The sequence below is a fragment of the Enterovibrio paralichthyis genome, assembly GCF_019209835.1.
Lineage (GTDB): Bacteria > Pseudomonadota > Gammaproteobacteria > Enterobacterales > Vibrionaceae > Enterovibrio > Enterovibrio paralichthyis.
Genome location: NZ_JAHUTS010000009.1, coordinates 97,120 through 114,770, shown reverse-complemented (window position 1 = coordinate 114,770; position 17,651 = coordinate 97,120). Strand labels below are relative to the sequence as shown.

General features: G+C 53.6%; 15 protein-coding genes. 9 read left to right on the top strand and 6 right to left on the bottom strand.

What is annotated here, in order from left to right; translation table 11 throughout:
- Window positions 1-42: 42 nt before the first annotated feature.
- The 3 genes from metF to KU854_RS12890 all read right to left on the bottom strand — a co-directional run bounded on the left by metF (window position 43) and on the right by KU854_RS12890 (window position 4,739).
- Complete coding sequence (metF, locus tag KU854_RS12900) at window positions 43-933, bottom strand: methylenetetrahydrofolate reductase (protein WP_218358925.1); 891 nt, start codon at window positions 931-933, stop codon at window positions 43-45.
- Between the two features lie 198 nt (window positions 934-1,131).
- The gene (locus tag KU854_RS12895; protein WP_218358924.1) at window positions 1,132-3,576 is read right to left on the bottom strand and encodes a bifunctional aspartate kinase/homoserine dehydrogenase II; all 2,445 of its coding nucleotides are present in this window, start codon (window positions 3,574-3,576) and stop codon (window positions 1,132-1,134) included.
- On the bottom strand, window positions 3,573-4,739 hold the full coding sequence (locus tag KU854_RS12890) for an O-succinylhomoserine (thiol)-lyase (protein WP_218358923.1): 1,167 nt from the start codon (window positions 4,737-4,739) through the stop codon (window positions 3,573-3,575). Before KU854_RS12890 ends, KU854_RS12895 begins: the two co-directional genes overlap by 4 nt.
- Before the next feature lie 233 nt (window positions 4,740-4,972).
- Between KU854_RS12890 and metJ the strand changes: the two genes are divergently transcribed.
- Complete coding sequence (metJ, locus tag KU854_RS12885) at window positions 4,973-5,290, top strand: met regulon transcriptional regulator MetJ (protein ID WP_054779491.1); 318 nt, start codon at window positions 4,973-4,975, stop codon at window positions 5,288-5,290.
- 80 nt (window positions 5,291-5,370) lie between these two features.
- On the opposite strand, the gene KU854_RS12880 is transcribed toward metJ, so the two are convergent.
- Together KU854_RS12880 and rpmE are read right to left on the bottom strand one after the other, a co-directional pair.
- Window positions 5,371-6,627, bottom strand: a complete 1,257-nt coding sequence (locus KU854_RS12880) for a malic enzyme-like NAD(P)-binding protein (RefSeq protein WP_218358922.1) — start codon at window positions 6,625-6,627, stop codon at window positions 5,371-5,373.
- Between the two features lie 405 nt (window positions 6,628-7,032).
- Window positions 7,033-7,245: a 50S ribosomal protein L31 gene (gene rpmE / locus KU854_RS12875; RefSeq protein WP_218358921.1), complete on the bottom strand. Its 213-nt coding sequence runs from the start codon at window positions 7,243-7,245 to the stop codon at window positions 7,033-7,035.
- Window positions 7,246-7,496: 251 nt separating this feature from the next.
- Here rpmE and priA point away from each other — a divergent pair, with 251 nt between their 5' ends.
- The 7 genes from priA to rraA all read left to right on the top strand — a co-directional run bounded on the left by priA (window position 7,497) and on the right by rraA (window position 15,215).
- Entirely contained in the window at window positions 7,497-9,692 is a 2,196-nt protein-coding gene (gene priA, locus KU854_RS12870) for a primosomal protein N' (RefSeq protein ID WP_218358920.1), read from the top strand.
- Between the two features lie 171 nt (window positions 9,693-9,863).
- Window positions 9,864-10,877: a DNA-binding transcriptional regulator CytR gene (cytR, locus tag KU854_RS12865; RefSeq protein ID WP_336245248.1), complete on the top strand. Its 1,014-nt coding sequence runs from the start codon at window positions 9,864-9,866 to the stop codon at window positions 10,875-10,877.
- Between the two features lie 82 nt (window positions 10,878-10,959).
- A complete protein-coding gene (locus tag KU854_RS12860) occupies window positions 10,960-11,523 on the top strand; it encodes an SPOR domain-containing protein (protein ID WP_218358918.1) in 564 nt (187 codons plus the stop codon).
- 138 nt (window positions 11,524-11,661) lie between these two features.
- Window positions 11,662-12,186 carry an ATP-dependent protease subunit HslV gene (gene hslV, locus KU854_RS12855; RefSeq protein ID WP_054779488.1) on the top strand — a complete coding sequence of 175 codons (525 nt, stop codon included), beginning with the start codon at window positions 11,662-11,664 and terminating at the stop codon, window positions 12,184-12,186.
- A 14-nt stretch (window positions 12,187-12,200) separates the two neighbouring features.
- Entirely contained in the window at window positions 12,201-13,535 is a 1,335-nt protein-coding gene (gene hslU, locus KU854_RS12850; RefSeq protein WP_218358917.1) for an HslU--HslV peptidase ATPase subunit, read from the top strand.
- A 141-nt stretch (window positions 13,536-13,676) separates the two neighbouring features.
- Window positions 13,677-14,582 carry a 1,4-dihydroxy-2-naphthoate polyprenyltransferase gene (locus KU854_RS12845; protein ID WP_218358916.1) on the top strand — a complete coding sequence of 302 codons (906 nt, stop codon included), beginning with the start codon at window positions 13,677-13,679 and terminating at the stop codon, window positions 14,580-14,582.
- A 147-nt stretch (window positions 14,583-14,729) separates the two neighbouring features.
- Entirely contained in the window at window positions 14,730-15,215 is a 486-nt protein-coding gene (rraA, locus tag KU854_RS12840; RefSeq protein ID WP_054779487.1) for a ribonuclease E activity regulator RraA, read from the top strand.
- Window positions 15,216-15,262: 47 nt separating this feature from the next.
- Here rraA and zapB read toward each other — a convergent pair whose 3' ends face one another.
- Complete coding sequence (zapB, locus tag KU854_RS12835) at window positions 15,263-15,505, bottom strand: cell division protein ZapB (protein ID WP_218358915.1); 243 nt, start codon at window positions 15,503-15,505, stop codon at window positions 15,263-15,265.
- A 618-nt stretch (window positions 15,506-16,123) separates the two neighbouring features.
- Between zapB and glpK the strand changes: the two genes are divergently transcribed.
- Window positions 16,124-17,629 (top strand): glycerol kinase GlpK, encoded by a 1,506-nt coding sequence (gene glpK / locus KU854_RS12830; RefSeq protein WP_218358914.1) that lies wholly within the window; start codon window positions 16,124-16,126, stop codon window positions 17,627-17,629.
- The last annotated feature ends 22 nt before the right edge of the window (window positions 17,630-17,651 follow it).

Sequence of the window (17,651 nt, the reverse complement as noted above, 5' to 3'; positions counted from 1 at the left end):
AAACGACGGTTTTTTTATGTCTGCAGAGCCACGTTATTTCAGTTAACCCTGAGGTCTGACACCCAGAGTGTGGCAAAGCGCATACGTCAGCTCTGCGCGGTTCAAGGTGTAGAAGTGGAAATCTTTCACGCCTTCACGGCTCAGCACGCGCACCATATCAATGGCGTTGCTGACACCCACCATCTGACGGGTAACCGGGTCATCATCTAACCCTTCAAACTGCTTGTGCATCCAGGCAGGAATACGCACGTTGGTCATCGTGGCAAATCGTGACGCCTGCTTGAAGTTGGATACCGGCAAAATGCCTGGAATGATTTCGACATCAATCCCTGCTGCTGCGCAGCGGTCACGAAAACGCAGGTAGCTTTCCACGTCAAAAAAGAACTGGGTGATGGCGCGGTTGGCACCGGCATCCACCTTGCGTTTCAGGTTGATAAGATCAGCCTGTGCACTTTTGGCTTCTGGGTGCACTTCCGGATACGCCGCCACAGAAATATCAAAGTCAGCTTCACCTTTGAGCAATTCAACCAAATCCGCGGCATACATATCCGGCTTCTGACTTTTCTCAGGCAAATCACCACGCAACGCCACGATATGGCGGATACCGCTGTTCCAGTAATCGCGGGCGATTTCACGCAGCTCATCACGGCTTGCATCGATACAGGTCAGGTGCGGTGCCGCTTCGATGCCCGTTTCCTGTTTGATACTTTTGACGATGCCATGGGTACGGTCACGCTCACCGGAGTTGGCGCCATATGTCACGGACACAAACTTTGGCTTGAGGTTTTTCAGGCGTTGTACTGATGCCCAGAGCGTCTGCTCCATCGCTTCAGAGCTTGGGGGGAAAAATTCGAAGGAGACATTGATGTCGCCGTTCAAGTCGGACAAATTCTGATTCAGCGCATCCAGGTGGCTGGCGTGTGAGTAACCCATAACGTCTCCCTACTTCGGCATTCCGCGCCGAGAAATCCTTTTCAATGTCGACATCCATTTGGACGTCTATATGTCTAGATATTGTCTTGCGGTCAATTTAAAGTCAACTGACTTAAATTGAAATTTATTCATGATGATCATGCATCGTCTTCAGCATATAAAAAAAGCGGAGGTTTCCCTCCGCTTTTTTTCACATTCCTATTTAAGGAGTGCCGCTATGCGATTGAGATCGGACAGCAGTGCCCCGGCGGTTACATCCCGCCCGGCTCCGGGCCCGCGGATCACCAGCGGATTCTCACGATACCACTGGCTTTCAATCGCAAAGATATTGTCGCAAGGCAGGAGATTGGCCAGCGGATGCTCTTCAGGCAACACTTCGATTCCCACGCGTGCTTTGCCTTTGCGTGACAGCCGTGCCACGTAGCGCAGCACCCCGTGCTCTTTACGTGCTTTGTTCCACCACTCCTCCAGCACATCGTCGAGTTCGCTGCTGTGATCCAAAAAGGCATCGAGTGACAGTTGGCTGAGGGATTCCGGCACCAGGGATTGCACCTGTACCTGCTCTGGCTCTAAATCCAGACCTGATTCACGTGCCAGGATAACCAATTTTCGCATGACATCCGCGCCGCTTAAATCTTCACGCGGATCCGGCTCTGTCAGCCCCTGTTGCCAGGCCTGCTCCAACAGCTCACTGAATGGGATTTCACTGTTGTACTGCTGGAACAGCCAAGACAGGGTGCCGGAGAAAATGCCGGAGATTGCCGTTATCTGATCGCCACTTTCACGAAGATCACGCACCGCGTGGTTAACCGGCAGACCAGCTCCGACGGTTGCATTGTAGAGCCAGAAACGTCCGGTTTTCGCAAATGCATCCTGCACTTGGTGGTACAAATCGCCATGCGCAGAGCCAGCAAACTTATTGGCAGAAATCAGGTGATAGCCGTGTTCTGCCAAATCCGGATATTGCAGTGACAGCGATGCACTCGCCGTCACATCCAACACCACAATTTCATCGTAAGGATGGTTGAGCAGGTGTGTCAGCCACTCGCCACCTTGGTATGGGGTAGCCATTTCATCAAAGCGTGTCATCACGCTTTCTGCATCTATGCCGTTAAAGTCCACCCACAGGCTGTCGCTGTCGAGGACAGATATCAGCTCAAAACTCATGCCATGTCGCTTTTCCAACGCCGCTTTTTGCTCGGCAAACAGCGACAACCAGCGGCTGCCGATATTACCTTTGCCAAGCAGTACCAGACCAATGCTCCGCTGCGCTTGAAACAGGGCGCGGTGAATGTCCGACACCAGCGCTGCGGTATTGGTTTTGCGCAGGATTGCCGCAATGCTCAGGCCACTGGCAGATTCAGAAATAAACTCAATGGGCTGACTGCGAAGCTGCTGGTAGAAACCGTGGCAATGCACCGGGTTAGCCGTCACCCCTGCTCCCACGGCGGCAACCATGCTGTAGCCTTCGCGCAGACGGATATCTGCGGGCACACCGGCATCCTGCAACTGTTCGAGCACACTGTTGACCACCTCAGCCGTATAGGCCAGTTGGATACGGTGCTGATCGGCGCTGTAAGAAGAAGCCAAAGGCAGAATTTGGTTGCGTACCAGCAAACGTTCGATGTCCTGACGGGCTACACCGAAGTCATGGGATTTCGGTACATCCAGCTGCAACAGGCAAACCTCACCCAGTGAGGTGATAATTTTTGCGCCGCGACCAGATGCCAGTACCCGCTCAATACGGGTAGAACCGGATTCCGGGTCGTAACTGCAGCGCAGGTTCAAATCGATACAGCTTTGTGCCACCGGCTGGAGTGTGCGGGTATGCAGCACAGGCGCTGCCAGACGGGCAAGCTCTGCCGCTTCATCAAGACGCAGCAAAGGCAACAGGCAGGCATCACCCACTGTGCGCGGATCCGCGCTGTAGACACCGGCAACGTCACTCCAGATAGTCACACGGCTGACATCAGCCAAGGCACCGATAATGGTGGCGGAGTAATCCGAACCGTTACGGCCAAGCAGGACGGTTTCACCGGCGCTGTTTTGCGCCATAAATCCGGTGATCACGATGCGGCGTTTGGTGTGCTGAACCAGTTGTTCTTTCAGAAGAGGCCAGGAGCTTGCGCGGTCTACTTCCGGCTGTGCGCCACGTTCAGCGCGCAGGAAGCGGCGTGAATCGAGCTGTACTGCCGGTAACTCGCTTTGGCTGAGCAACGCAGACAACAGGCGCGCAGACCAGACTTCACCAAAACCCTGGCTCCACGCACGCTGCGCTTCCGTCAGCGGGTTTTCGCCCGCTTGAGCCAAAGCGCTGAAATCTTTATAAAGCGCATCCACCAGCACCTGCTTTTGCTCGCCTTCAATCAGGTTTTCAATCAAGTCCTGCTGGTATTTACGCAAGCTTTGCAGGCTTTCATGTGCCAGGCGGCCATCTTTGCCCAACAGGCCAATCCACTCAATCAGGTGGTTGGTGGTTTTTCCGGCCGCAGACACCACTATGATGTCTGTGTCGCCACTGTATTGACCCAGGATACGGGCAACACGGCGAAAACAGTCAGGATCGGCAAGGCTGCTGCCACCGAACTTATGTAACTGACGGGATGGCGACTGCTGAGGGGATACTACTTCAACCGCACTCATTGCTGGCTCTCTCTTACTATATCGAATGCTTGTTTCAGGTCGGCGATCAAATCGGCCTTGTCTTCCAGACCGATGGACAGGCGCAGCAAGGTCGCTGCAATGCCCGCTTCTGCTTGCGCTTCGTCCGACATGGCTCGGTGGGTCATTGAGCCTGGGTGCGTGACTAAGCTTTCCACGCCGCCCAATGATTCGGCCAAAGTGAACAGCTTAAGTGAGGCGAGGAAAAGTTTCAGCTCACTTTCGTCACCTTTGAGTTCAAAGCTCAACATTCCGCCAAAACCTGCTTGTTGTTTCTTCGCAATCTCATGACCCGGGTGGGCTGGCAGCGACGGATGATAGATAACACTGACCAAAGGCTCCTGTTTCAGGAACTCAAGGATTGCGCCACTGTTCTCTTCATGCATGCGCATTCTGGCTCCCAGGGTACGCAGTCCACGCAGTGTCATATAGCTGTCAAAGGCATTGCCGGTTGCCCCGATACAATTCCCCCACCACTTCAATTCTTCATACAGCTCCACTTCTTTGGCAACGACAACGCCGCCGACGGTGTCGGAATGACCGTTGATAAATTTGGTGGTCGAGTGCACGACAAAATCCGCACCAAGATTCAGGGGTTGCTGCAGCACCGGTGACAGGAAAGTATTGTCCACGCCTACCCAAGCATCGGCAGCATGGGCCTGTTTGCAAATTGCCGCCACATCAACCACACGCAGCAGCGGGTTGGAAGGCGTTTCCACCCACACCAGTTTGGGCTTTTGCAGTAAGGCTGCTTCAAGCGCCTGGGCATCATTCTGGTCAACAAACAACACCTTGAATGCCCCTTTTTTGGCGCGTGAATCAAACAGTCGGTAGGTACCACCGTAGCAATCGTGCGGCGCCACGATCAGGTCGTCAGGAGACAATAGCGCGAGTAAAAGGTTGATAGCAGACATGCCACAGTTGGTAACGACAGCGCCTGCGCCGTTTTCCAGATCCGCCAGTGCGCTTTCAAGCAACGCCCTGGTTGGGTTGCCGCCGCGGGCATAATCGTATTTCGGCACCGCCCCAAATTCTGGGAACTCGTAGTTGGTGGAAAGGTAAAGTGGAGGCACAACGGCGTGATGCTGTGAATCAGTGGTGATGCCGGTACGGACGGCGATGGTCGCGGACTTCTTGTCGCTCATGGTGTGCTTCCCTGTCTGAATTTGATCGTATGGCGCGGCGTTTTATTGAGCGCGCTCTGATGACAATTTGTTCAACCTTAACCACTCAAGACCAAGACGTCAATCCCTCTAGACGTCTATATGTCTTTACATATAGCGGTTAACATCGCTAGAATTTGGTTTTCATCCAACCTGGGCGCGTTGTCTCCGGCGTTGGCAGCGATTTAGACCCTATACTGCTAAGAAGGTGAACAATGGCAGACTGGAATGGCGAATATATTAACCCTTACGCCGAGCACGGTAAAAAGAAAGAGCAGGTCAAGAAGATCACCGTTTCTATCCCGCTGAAAGTGCTGAAAATCCTGACTGATGAGCGTACCCGCCGTCAGGTGAACAATCTGCGCCATGCCACCAACAGTGAACTGCTGTGCGAAGCTTTTTTACACGCTTACACCGGTCAGCCCCTGCCAACGGATGATGATATCCGTAAAGACAAAGCCGACAGTGTCCCTGCTGAAGTGAAGCGGATTATGAAAGAACTCGGCATTGAGTTTAACGAAGAAGAGTATTGATTTCGTTAGCGCCGAGACAGAATACCAACAAAAAACCAGCCAATTGGCTGGTTTTTTTGTGCTTGAAGAAACGCGGCGAATTACGCTTCGTTGTCAGCCATATAATTTTCTGGCATCTCGATGCGCGCAACGCCCGACTCCACCGCAGCGACCGCAACCGCTTTAGCTACACGTGGCAGCAGGCGTGGGTCCATCGGTTTTGGAATGATGTATTCTCGACCGAATTCCAGCTTGTCAACGCGCGCCGCCGCCAGTACTGATGCAGGCACAGGCTCTTTCGCCAGCGCACGGATAGCTTCTACCGCTGCCAGTTTCATTTCATCGTTGATGCGGCTTGCACGTACGTCCAGTGCACCACGGAAAATGAATGGGAAACACAGCACGTTGTTCACCTGGTTCGGGTAATCCGAACGGCCGGTACCCATGATCAGATCATCGCGCACCGCGTGAGCCAGTTCCGGTTTGATTTCCGGATCCGGGTTTGAACACGCAAACACGATAGGCTTGTCAGCCATCAGCTTCAGCGCGTCAGGCGGCAGCAGATCCGGGCCAGACACACCCAGGAAAATATCCGCACCTTCAATCACATCTTCCAGCGTACGCTTATCGGTGTTGTTGGCGAACAGTTGCTTGTATTCGTTAATGTCGTCACGACGGGTGTGGATAACACCTTTACGGTCCAGCATGTAGATCTTCTCACGCTGTGCACCACACTTGATCAGCAGCTCCATACACGCCACAGCCGCAGCGCCTGCACCCAGACATACGATCACGGCTTCGTTGATATCTTTGCCCTGAAGCTCCAGTGCGTTCAGCATACCTGCCGCCGTAACGATCGCCGTGCCGTGCTGATCATCGTGGAAAACAGGTACATGACAGCGCTCAATCAGCTGTTTTTCAATTTCAAAACAGTCAGGCGCTTTGATGTCTTCAAGGTTGATACCACCAAAGGTGTCAGAAATGTTGGCAACCGTATCAACAAACTCTTCGATGGTGCGGTGTTTCACTTCGATGTCGATAGAATCGAGACCTGCGAAGCGTTTGAACAGCAGCGCCTTACCTTCCATTACCGGCTTGGACGCCAGCGGGCCAAGGTTACCCAGACCCAGGATTGCGGTACCGTTCGAGATCACTGCAACCATGTTGCCTTTTGCAGTGTATTTATAAACATTGTCAGCGTCCTGCGCGATCTCACGCACCGGCTCAGCCACGCCCGGGCTGTAAGCCAATGCCAAATCTTCAACGGTGTCTGCCGGTTTGGTAAGTTCTACAGAGATTTTGCCCGGTACTGGATACGCATGATAGTCCAGCGCCTGTTGGCGTTTGTCTTCAGACATGAATATGTTCCTGACTGTAATTGTTATTGGCTGAATACCCTTGTGTTTGATTGCCCCGCAAGCAGAGGTAAAAACAATCAACAAGGTACGGCATTGCGCATTCCCACGTGGATGCTCAAACGGCATCTTCATGCAGATAGTCTTTGCTCAGGGCATAGCCTGCATTGCTTCCCTATTTGGCTTTCCACCCTGTCTTAACGAGTGTAGCAATTCAGTATGACGCAATGGAGTCAACACTGGCGAAACAAAGACTACAAAATGGTAACGCAGCGTGAATAGCAGAACCAGCTATTCACTTGGATAAACTGTAATAGTCTACCTATACTGAGGTTGTAAAAGGTCTTACAAGCTGTATCAGGCAACAAAAAAAGGGTGCTTTCGCACCCTTTTTTCATAAAACCGCAATTACTTGCTGCTAAGAACGCCGAAACGTTTAGTGAAGCGATCAACACGGCCGCCAGTGTCAACTACACGCTGAGTACCGGTGTAGAATGGGTGGCATTTGTCACATACGTCCAGGTTGATGTCGCGACCCAGAGTAGTGTTGAATTCAAAAGTGTTGCCGCAAGAGCACTTAGCAGTTACTGCTTTGTATTCTGGATGGATACCAGCTTTCATAGGGATAACCTCAATTTAAAGGCCGTGTCGCTCTCCCGAGGCTATCGGGCACCACACGTGGTTAACAAACATTTGTAAGGCGCGAAATTCTAATCAAGGAGACCTGTGATCGCAACTTTTTTGTTCAATTCTTTTTCGCCGTTATCTAACCGTCTGCCTGCAAAGAAAATTCAACCTCGCCTTTCCGCTTTGCCCTGCCCTAGGTACACTGTGGCCAGCCAAACTACTCAACGGTTACCCTGAAAATACCCATGACGCCAACCATTGCCCACGTCGCGCTGCCCGTGCCGCTGCACAAAACCTTCGACTACCTTGTTGCCCATGACATGCCGGTGGTAGGCGGGCGGGTGCGTGTGCCTTTTGGTAAGCAATATAAAGTGGGCATTGTCTCAGGTCTGGGTAACACCTCAGAGTTTCCCCTAGAGCAACTCAAGCCTATCAATGCTGTGTTGGACACAGCTCCCCTTTGGACGCCTCCTTTATATAAGGTGCTCAACTGGGCCAGCCGCTACTATCAGTATCCACTCGGTGATGCACTGGCCACTGTGATGCCGGGAGCCCTTCGCAAAGGCAAGCCTGCACACCGTGAACGGGAAAAATGCTGGCAACTAACCGAGTCCGGCAAAACGCAACCGCTCGCCGCCCTTACCCGCGCGCCCAAGCAGGCACGGGTACTCTCTTTATTACGCCACGGCGCAATGAGCCACAGTGCCCTGCTGGAAGAAGAGCTTAACAGCACCGTATTAAAAACCGTGGAAGAAAAGGGCTGGATTGAAGCGGTTGAAGAGAAAGCGGCGAAGCCCTGGCAGCAGGGCTATGCGGTGGTCGAGGAAAAACCGAAGCTTAACCACGAACAGGCTATGTCGGTAGCCACCATCAACGCCAACCCGGAATTTGCCTGCTACCTGATTGAAGGGGTGACGGGCTCAGGGAAAACGGAAGTGTACCTGAACCTGTTGGAACCGGTATTAAAGCGGGGTCAGCAGGCGCTTATCCTGGTACCGGAAATCGGCCTGACGCCACAGACCATCAACCGCTTCAAGCGCCGTTTTAATGTGCCTGTCGTGGTACTGCATTCCGCATTGAATGAGACCGAGCGTCTAAATGCCTGGCTGGCTGCGCGCGACAACGAAGCGGCAATCATTATCGGTACCCGCTCGGCATTGTTCTCGCCCTGCAAGTCCCTTGGCATCATCATCGTCGATGAAGAGCACGACGCCTCCTATAAACAGCAGGACAGCTTCCGTTATCACGCCCGCGATCTGGCAGTGATGCGCGGGCACGAAGAAAATATCCCCGTAGTGCTGGGCTCAGCGACACCCTGCCTTGAAAGCCTGCACAACGCCAAAACCGGGAAGTACCACCACCTGACGCTCTCGGTCCGTGCCGGCAACGCAGTGAAAACCCAAAATGGCGTATTGGATATCCGCGGGCTGTATCTGGAGGCTGGGCTTTCAGCGCCGCTGATCGCTGAGATGCGCAAACACCTGTCGCAGGGCAATCAGGTGATGCTGTTTCTGAATCGCCGTGGTTATTCACCGGCGCTGATGTGTCATGAATGTGGCTGGCTGGCCGAATGCAAACGCTGCGATGCTTACTATACCCTGCACCAGAGCAGCAACGAATTGCGTTGCCACCACTGCGGTTCGCAACGCCCTATTCCGCACCAATGCGAAAGCTGTGGCTCGACCCAGCTCATCAGCGTAGGCGTCGGAACCGAGCAACTGGAAGCGCAGCTCTCCACCCTGTTTCCGGAATACAAGACTATCCGTATCGACCGTGACAACACGCGGCGTAAAGGGTCGCTTGAGGCTTACCTCAATGCCATCCACAACAAGGAATACCAGATACTGATTGGCACCCAGATGCTGGCCAAAGGCCACCATTTCCCGGATGTCACCCTGGTGGCCTTGGTGGATGTCGACAGCGCGCTGTTCAGTAATGACTTCCGCGCCCCGGAGCGCCTGGCGCAGCTCTTTATCCAAGTCGCCGGACGTGCAGGACGCGCCAGCAAACCCGGGTACGTATTGCTGCAAACCCATCATCCGGAGCATGCCCTGCTGCAGTCACTGATCCGAAAAGGCTATGACACCTTTGCCGCCGATGCACTGAAAGAGCGCCAGCAGGCTCACCTGCCGCCTTACAGCTACTTTGCCCTGCTACGGGCTGAAGCGCACCAGAGCCACGAAGTAGAACAGTTCCTCCATCAGGCGCGAACGGCACTGGAGGCATTCCCCATCCATGATGAAGATTGCGCAGTGATGGGACCGGCACCGGCACCGCTGCACCGTCGTGCCGGGCGGTATCGCTGGCAGTTGATCTTCCAGGCACCTAACCGACGGATTTTGCAACAGAGATTGTCAGTTGCTTTGCCCTCCATCCGCCAGCTTCCACTGGCAAAAAAAGTGCGCTGGTCCGTCGATATCGAACCCCAGGACATGAGCTGAGCAAATTTCATTCAGTTAAGCCGACTGAGATCACAGTATTCTTGCAATTACTGTTAACATGACCATGTTTAATACATCGTCATCAGATTAAGATATGGCAACTGGACAAGAAATGTCTCACTGCTGTAGGTCCCGTCTGGGAAGCATTGCCATTAAATAACGAGCAAGAGGATTAACACTATGGCGACAATGAAGGATGTTGCCCATCTCGCCGGCGTCTCCACGGCGACGGTATCCCGTGCGCTGATGAACCCGGAAAAAGTCTCAGCGTCGACCCGCAAGAAAGTAGAACAGGCCGTAATGGAAGCAGGCTATAGCCCTAACTCCCTGGCCCGTAACCTGCGCCGTAACGAATCAAAGACCATCGTGGCAATCGTCCCGGACATCTGCGATCCCTACTTTACCGAAATCATCCGCGGCATCGAAGAAGCGGCGATGGAAAATGGCTATCTGGTGCTGCTGGGCGACAGCGGACAACAGGAAAGCCGCGAAAGTTCTTTCGTGAATTTGGTGTTTACCAAACAAGCTGACGGCATGCTTCTTTTAGGTACCGATCTTCCATTCGACGTCAGCAAACCGGAACAAAAGAACCTGCCACCGCTGGTGATGGCGTGCGAATATGCGCCGGAACTCGAACTGCCAACCGTGCATATCGACAACCTAACCGCAGCATTTGAAGCCGTGAACTACCTGACCCAGGTCGGTCACAAGCAGATTGCGCAGATCACCGGTGAGCCGGATGCGGCGCTGACCCAGTTCCGTACACAGGGATACCAGCAGGCGCTTCGCCGTGGGGGTGTCACCATCAACCCCGCGTATACCGTCACTGCAGACTTCACCTTCGCCGGTGGTGCCCGCGCCATGACCAGCTTGTTGTCGCTACCAACCCCGCCAACCGCGGTGTTCTGTCACTCTGATGTGATGGCGATTGGTGCGATGCAACAGGCAAAACGCCTGGGCTTCCGAGTACCGCATGACATTTCAATCGTCGGTTTTGATGACATTCAGTTCGCTGAATACTGCGATCCGGCGCTGACGACGGTGTCGCAGCCACGCTATGACATCGGGCGTCAGGCAATGCAAATGTTGTTGAAGATCCTGAAAGGCAATGATGTGCAAGCAGGTTCACGCCTGTTGGATGCCCAACTGGTCATCCGCGAAAGTGTGGCACCACCGTCACGCTAATCGGCACTGAGAGGTACTGGCATGCGCAAGCGCAAGCCAGTACCATATACGCTTTATTGAGCAGAAAAAGACATTCAATTCAGTGGCAACCCGAGATTACGTCAAACGCGGCAAAGCACCACGTAAACCCGCCCGCAATACCAAAAAGCAGCCTCCAAAATCGGCCTTTCCCCTCAAATGGACGCTGATCGCCCTCGCTTTGGTCGCAGGCTTTGGTTATGGCCTCTATTATCTGGCGACCAGTGAACCCCCTGCGGAAGAAAAAGTGGTCGCGCCAGCGAAACCTGTTTCCAAGCCGGTGAAAAAAGCCGAGAAAGACATTCCGCCGAAACCGGAAGAGAAGTGGACCTACATTGAAGAGCTGGAAAACAAGGAAGTGGTGGTGGAAGCCAACGCACCGGAAGTCTCCAGCCGCCCTTACCTGATGCAATGCGGCGCTTACCGCAGCGCAAGCCAGGCTGATGAACGCAAGGCCATGATTGCATTCCAGGGACTGGAAAGTCATATCAAAACCAGCCAGGGTGAAAAAGGGATTTGGTACCGTGTCGTGCTTGGTCCTTACACCATGAAGCGCGAAGCAGAGCGTGACCGTAACCTGTTGCAACGCTCTGGCATCGAGCCATGCGCCATTTGGTACTGGAACTGATAACAAACCAACCACTTGAAGGGTGATCTCGCTTTTCTGCCGCGGATTGCCCTTGATTTTCCTTTTCCCTACCCCCACCTTTGTGAGTAACAGCCCAACTCTGGCAAAACGCCAGATCGCAAAGAAAGAGGTTCTTCCGTGACAACTATCGTTTCTGTTCGCCGCAACGGCAAAGTAGTGATCGCCGGTGATGGCCAGGTGTCACTGGGTAATACCGTCATGAAAGGCAATGCCCGCAAAGTCCGCCGCCTATACAACAACAAGGTACTGGCAGGTTTTGCCGGTGGTACCGCTGACGCCTTCACCCTGTTTGAACGCTTTGAGCGCAAGCTGGAAATGCACCAGGGTCACCTGACCAAAGCGGCAGTAGAGCTGGCGAAAGACTGGCGTACAGACCGCGCGTTGCGCCGACTGGAAGCCCTGCTGGCAGTCGCGGATGAAACGGCATCTCTTATCATCACGGGTAACGGTGATGTGGTTCAGCCTGAGCATGACCTGATTGCCATTGGCTCAGGCGGTAACTTTGCCCAGGCAGCGGCAACCGCACTGCTGGAAAACACCGAACTGGATGCACGCGAGATTGCGGAAAAATCGCTGACTATCGCTGGCAACATTTGTGTGTTCACCAACCAGTTCCACACCATCGAAGAATTAGATTACTAAGCAGGATTCACAGTATGTCTGAAATGACCCCACGCGAAATTGTCTCTGAGCTGGACAAACACATTATCGGCCAACACAAAGCCAAGCGCGCGGTGGCGATTGCCCTGCGTAACCGCTGGCGCCGCATGCAGCTAAATGAAGATCTGCGCGCGGAAGTAACCCCGAAAAACATCCTGATGATCGGCCCTACCGGTGTGGGTAAAACCGAAATCGCCCGCCGTCTGGCAAAACTGGCGAACGCACCTTTCATCAAGGTAGAAGCGACCAAATTCACAGAAGTGGGCTATGTCGGTAAAGAAGTGGAAAGCATCATCCGCGACCTGACCGACGTGGCGATCAAAATGACCCACCAGCAGGCGATGGAAAAAGTGAAATTCCGCGCAGAAGAGCTGGCGGAAGAGCGCATCCTGGATGTGCTGCTGCCACCACCGCGTGATGCCTGGGGCCAGAACGAAGAGCCAAAAGCAGACTCAGCGACCCGCCAGAGCTTCCGTAAGAAAATCCGTGAAGGTCAGCTGGACGACAAAGAAATCGAAATCGATGTAGCTGCACCCCAGATGAGCATGGAAATCATGGCGCCTCCTGGCATGGAAGAGATGACCAGCCAGCTGCAAAGCATGTTCCAGAACCTGGGTGGTGGTAACACCTCGAAAAAACGCAAGATGAAGCTGAAAGAAGCCCTGAAAGCAGCCACCGAAGAAGAAGCGGCTAAGCTGGTGAATCAGGAAGAGCTGAAAGAACAAGCCATCTTCGCGGTAGAAAACAACGGTATCGTGTTTATCGATGAGATCGACAAGATCTGTAAGCGCGGCGAAAGTTCAGGCCCAGACGTTTCCCGTGAAGGCGTTCAGCGCGACCTGCTGCCACTGATTGAAGGCAGCACAGTGTCAACCAAACACGGTATGGTGAAAACTGACCACATCCTGTTTATTGCTTCCGGTGCGTTCCAGGTGGCAGCACCATCTGATCTGATCCCTGAGCTTCAGGGCCGTCTGCCAATCCGCGTTGAGCTGGAAGCACTGTCGTCTTCAGACTTCAAACGCATCCTGACCGAGCCAAATGCATCGCTGACCGAGCAGTACATGGCACTGATGGGCACAGAGCAGGTGAACCTCAGCTTTACCGAAGACGGTATCGAAGAGATTGCAAGCGCTGCGTGGCGTGTGAACGAGAAGACAGAGAACATCGGTGCCCGCCGTCTGCACACTGTGATGGAACGTCTGATGGATGAAATTTCCTTCGACGCCAGCGAGCGTAACGGCGATGCGTTTGAGATTAACGCCGCCTACGTGCGTGGTCACCTTGAAGAGCTGGTTGACGACGAAGATCTGAGCCGCTTTATTCTGTAACGGTTCAGGTTATTGAAATCAAAAGGGCAGCATATCGCTGCCCTTTCTCGTTTCTGGATGCTCCCTATACAGGTTTGGCATTGCCCCGCATCGCAAAAACACCAATAATGTCGCCTGCTTCCAACTTTAAGTGCCAAGGCTATGTCTGCTTCCACGTTTAAAACCTGGCTTGACGCTGCGCGTCCAAAAACCCTGCCGTTGGCTGTGGCCTGCATTCTTTCCGGCAGCGCAGTAGCGGCCAAGTCTGCCCATTTCTCTTTTGCCCTGACAGCGCTGGCGTTGATCACTGCCCTGCTGTTGCAGGTGCTTTCAAACCTTGCCAACGATTATGGCGATGCCGTAAAAGGCACGGACAACGACAACCGTCTCGGCCCAAAGCGCGCTATCCAGCAAGGCCTGGTCACGCCCGATACCATGAAAAAAGCCATGATTTTCAATGTGGCACTGACTGTCGTCGTCGGTGCGGCACTGGTTTTGACTGCTTTTGACAAAGCCGCCGATATCCTGAGCTTTATTGGCCTCGGCGCCCTCGCCATCATTGCCGCTATTTGCTACACCGTCGGCAACAAACCCTATGGCTACAAAGGGCTCGGTGACCTTTCAGTATTGATCTTTTTTGGCTGGCTGGGTGTGGCAGGAACTTACTACCTGCAAACCGGCATGATAAGCCCTGACATCTGGTTGCCAGCGACGGCCTGTGGCCTGTTGGCCGTTGGCGTGCTCAACATCAACAACCTTCGTGATATCGACAACGACCGCGCCTGTGGCAAACACACCCTGGTGGTGCGCATGGGCCCGCGCTGGGGACGCTTTTATCATCTGGTATTGCTTGGCAGTGCCTACCTTTGCCTGACACTCTTTACTCTGACCAACCCGGGCGGCGTATATGGCTGGCTATTTATGCTATCTCTGCCGCTGGCCATCAAGCATGGCATCGCGGTTTTCACCTCGGCGGATGGCGAAACCCTGCGTCCGATGATGGGAGACATGGTCAAAGTGGCGCTGCTGACCAACGCCCTGTTTGCGGCTGGCATCTTAATAAACTAATACAGTAAACCCGGCGCCCGGGGGATTTGTGTGGTCAGTCATTGCAAAGCCCCGGCTTGTCGTATACTTTTTTGCAATAGGCAGCGTCTCGCAACTGCAGATCCTGCCAACTTTCGGCCCCTTACTGCCAAAAAGAGAAGTCTGACTATGGAATACAATACCTCTGAACTGTGTGACATGTACCTGGATCAGGTTGATGTTCTCGAGCCAATGATGAGCTCATATGGCGGTCGTAGTTCGTTTGGCGGCCAAATCACTACCATCAAGTGTTTTGAAGACAACGGCCTTATCCGTCAGATGGCGGAGCAGGACGGCGAAGGTCGCGTGATGCTGATTGACGGCGGCGGTTCACTGCGCCGTGCTCTGGTGGACGCAGAAATCGCGTCACTGGCGGCTGAGAATAATTGGGAAGGTCTGGTTGTGTACGGTTGTGTGCGTGACGTGGATGCCATTGATGAGCTGGATATCGGTATCCAGGCGCTAGCGTCTATTCCGGTTGGCGCAGATGGCCACGGCATCGGAGAGAGTGATGTACCGGTGAATTTCGGTGGCGTCACCTTTATTCCAGAAGATCATCTCTACGCCGACACCACAGGCGTCATCCTGTCGCAAGAACCTATCGATATCGAGTGACAGTAAAACGCTGATAGAAAAACAGAGCCTGAAGGCTCTGTTTTTTGTTATTCAACTTCTTCAATCTTGCCAAGCAGACTGCGGATGCGTTGTTGCCACGCTTCCTGATCCGCTTTAAGACGCGCATTTTCCTGCTCCAGCGCATCACGGCTTTCACGAACGGTGTCCGACTCACGGCCCAGCGTTTCGTTTTTCTCTTTAAGTTCTTCGATTTCCATCTGCAGCAGAGAAATGGTATCTACTGCCATCTGAACTTTGGCTTCAAGCTGCTCTAAAATTTCCAATGACATCAAGGCCACCTATGTTTTCCAACATCCAAGCGCTACGCGCAATATTCGCCAAGGCTTACCCGGTAAGGCTGGGCCTGCTGTAGCAGGCTCTGGCACCCTGTGCGTCCCAGAAGGCTATTCTAACTGCGCAGGACGCCGGTCGCACCTTTGGAATCAATATTTCTCACACAAACGAGCAAAAAATCAGCATTTATTCGCATCAATAACCCTTTGTTTTGACGGGGCTTGACACCTGACGCCAAATAAATGACTAAAAATGCGATATCACTCAATTTCTATTCACTCATGTCATGATAGGGTTATCAGGATCGTATCTCTCTTGGTTGACACCAAGACTTGCCGGAATCGGCCGGGCTGACCGCCATCGCGTGTCAGCCTTTTTCTTTTCTGCCTTCCCGTATGCAACTGACTTTGTCCATGTAAGTGCCTTAGCGCACCCTGCTGCATATCACTTTGAACCTTAAACGCTCATCAAACGCTCAATTAATGAGCGAACGCACATTTTATGCTTTCGCGTCTTCACGAAACAGGTTTCCCCTTTAAAGTAAGATCCAACATCCGGTGCTACCGGCACCACCAACCAACGCTATGCTAAGAAGAAAACTGCAAGGAGACGCCATGAGCACCGAGCCAAAATATATTGTCGCACTCGATCAGGGCACCACCAGCTCCCGCGCCGTAGTCCTTGACCATGACGCCAATATTGTCACGGTTGCCCAACGGGAATTTGCGCAGATATACCCACACACAGGCTGGGTAGAACACGATCCGCTGGAAATTTACGCCACCCAGATGGCGACACTGGTGGAGGCGCTGGGGAAAGTCGGTATCCGTTCGGACGAAGTAGCCGCTATCGGTATAACCAACCAACGCGAAACCACAGTGGTCTGGAACCGCCACACCGGCAAACCGATTTACAACGCCATTGTCTGGCAATGCCGCCGTACTGCCGCCATCTGCGAGCAGCTTAAAGACGATGGCTACGAAGACTATATCCGCGACACTACAGGCTTGGTGGTCGACCCCTATTTTTCCGGCACCAAAATCAAATGGATACTCGACCATGTCGAGGGAGCGCATGAACTGGCAGAAAAAGGCGACCTGCTGTTTGGCACCATTGATACCTGGCTTATCTGGAAAATGACCCAGGGACGCGTCCATGTCACTGACTACACCAACGCCAGCCGTACCATGCTGTTCAACATCAACACCTTGGAATGGGATGAAACCTTGCTCAAGGCGCTTAACATTCCGGCGTCCATGATGCCCGAAGTGAAAGCCTCGTCTGAAGTCTACGGTAAGGCCAACCTTGGGGGTAAAGGCGGAACCCGGGTGCCGATCGCAGGGATCGCAGGGGATCAACAGGCGGCCCTGTTCGGCCAGATGTGTGTGGAAGCAGGCCAGGCCAAAAACACCTACGGCACCGGCTGCTTCCTGCTGATGAACACTGGCAAGGAAAAGGTCGCGTCGCGCAATGGCCTTCTGACTACCCTCGCCTGCGGCCCCAAAGGCGACGTTGCCTATGCACTGGAAGGCGCAGTATTTATGGGCGGCGCCTCTATCCAGTGGCTGCGTGATGAAATGAAACTGCTGACCGATGCGAAGGACTCCGAATACTTCGCCACCAAGGTCGACAGCAGCAACGGCGTGTATGTGGTACCGGCTTTCACCGGCCTCGGCGCACCACACTGGGACCCTTACGCCCGCGGTACCATCGTAGGTATTACCCGTGGCGTGAACGCCAACCACATCATCCGCGCCACGCTGGAAAGCATTGCCTACCAGTCCCTTGATGTGCTGACCGCCATGGAAGCAGATTCCGGCATCACGCTGGACTTTCTCAAAGTTGACGGCGGCGCTGTGGCCAACAACTTCCTGATGCAGTTCCAGTCTGACGTACTCAACACCGAAGTGCAGCGTCCACAGGTTACCGAAGTCACCGCCCTTGGCGCCGCCTACCTCGCCGGTCTGGCTGTCGGTTACTGGTCATCGATTGATGAACTGAAAGACAAAGCGCAGATAGACCGCGTCTTCACCCCGTGTGATGACGACGGCAAACGCGAACGCCGTCACCGTGGCTGGCAGCGCGCGATTGAGTGTGCCAAAGGCTGGGTACAGCACTGATAAACCAGCGGGTATCTGACCG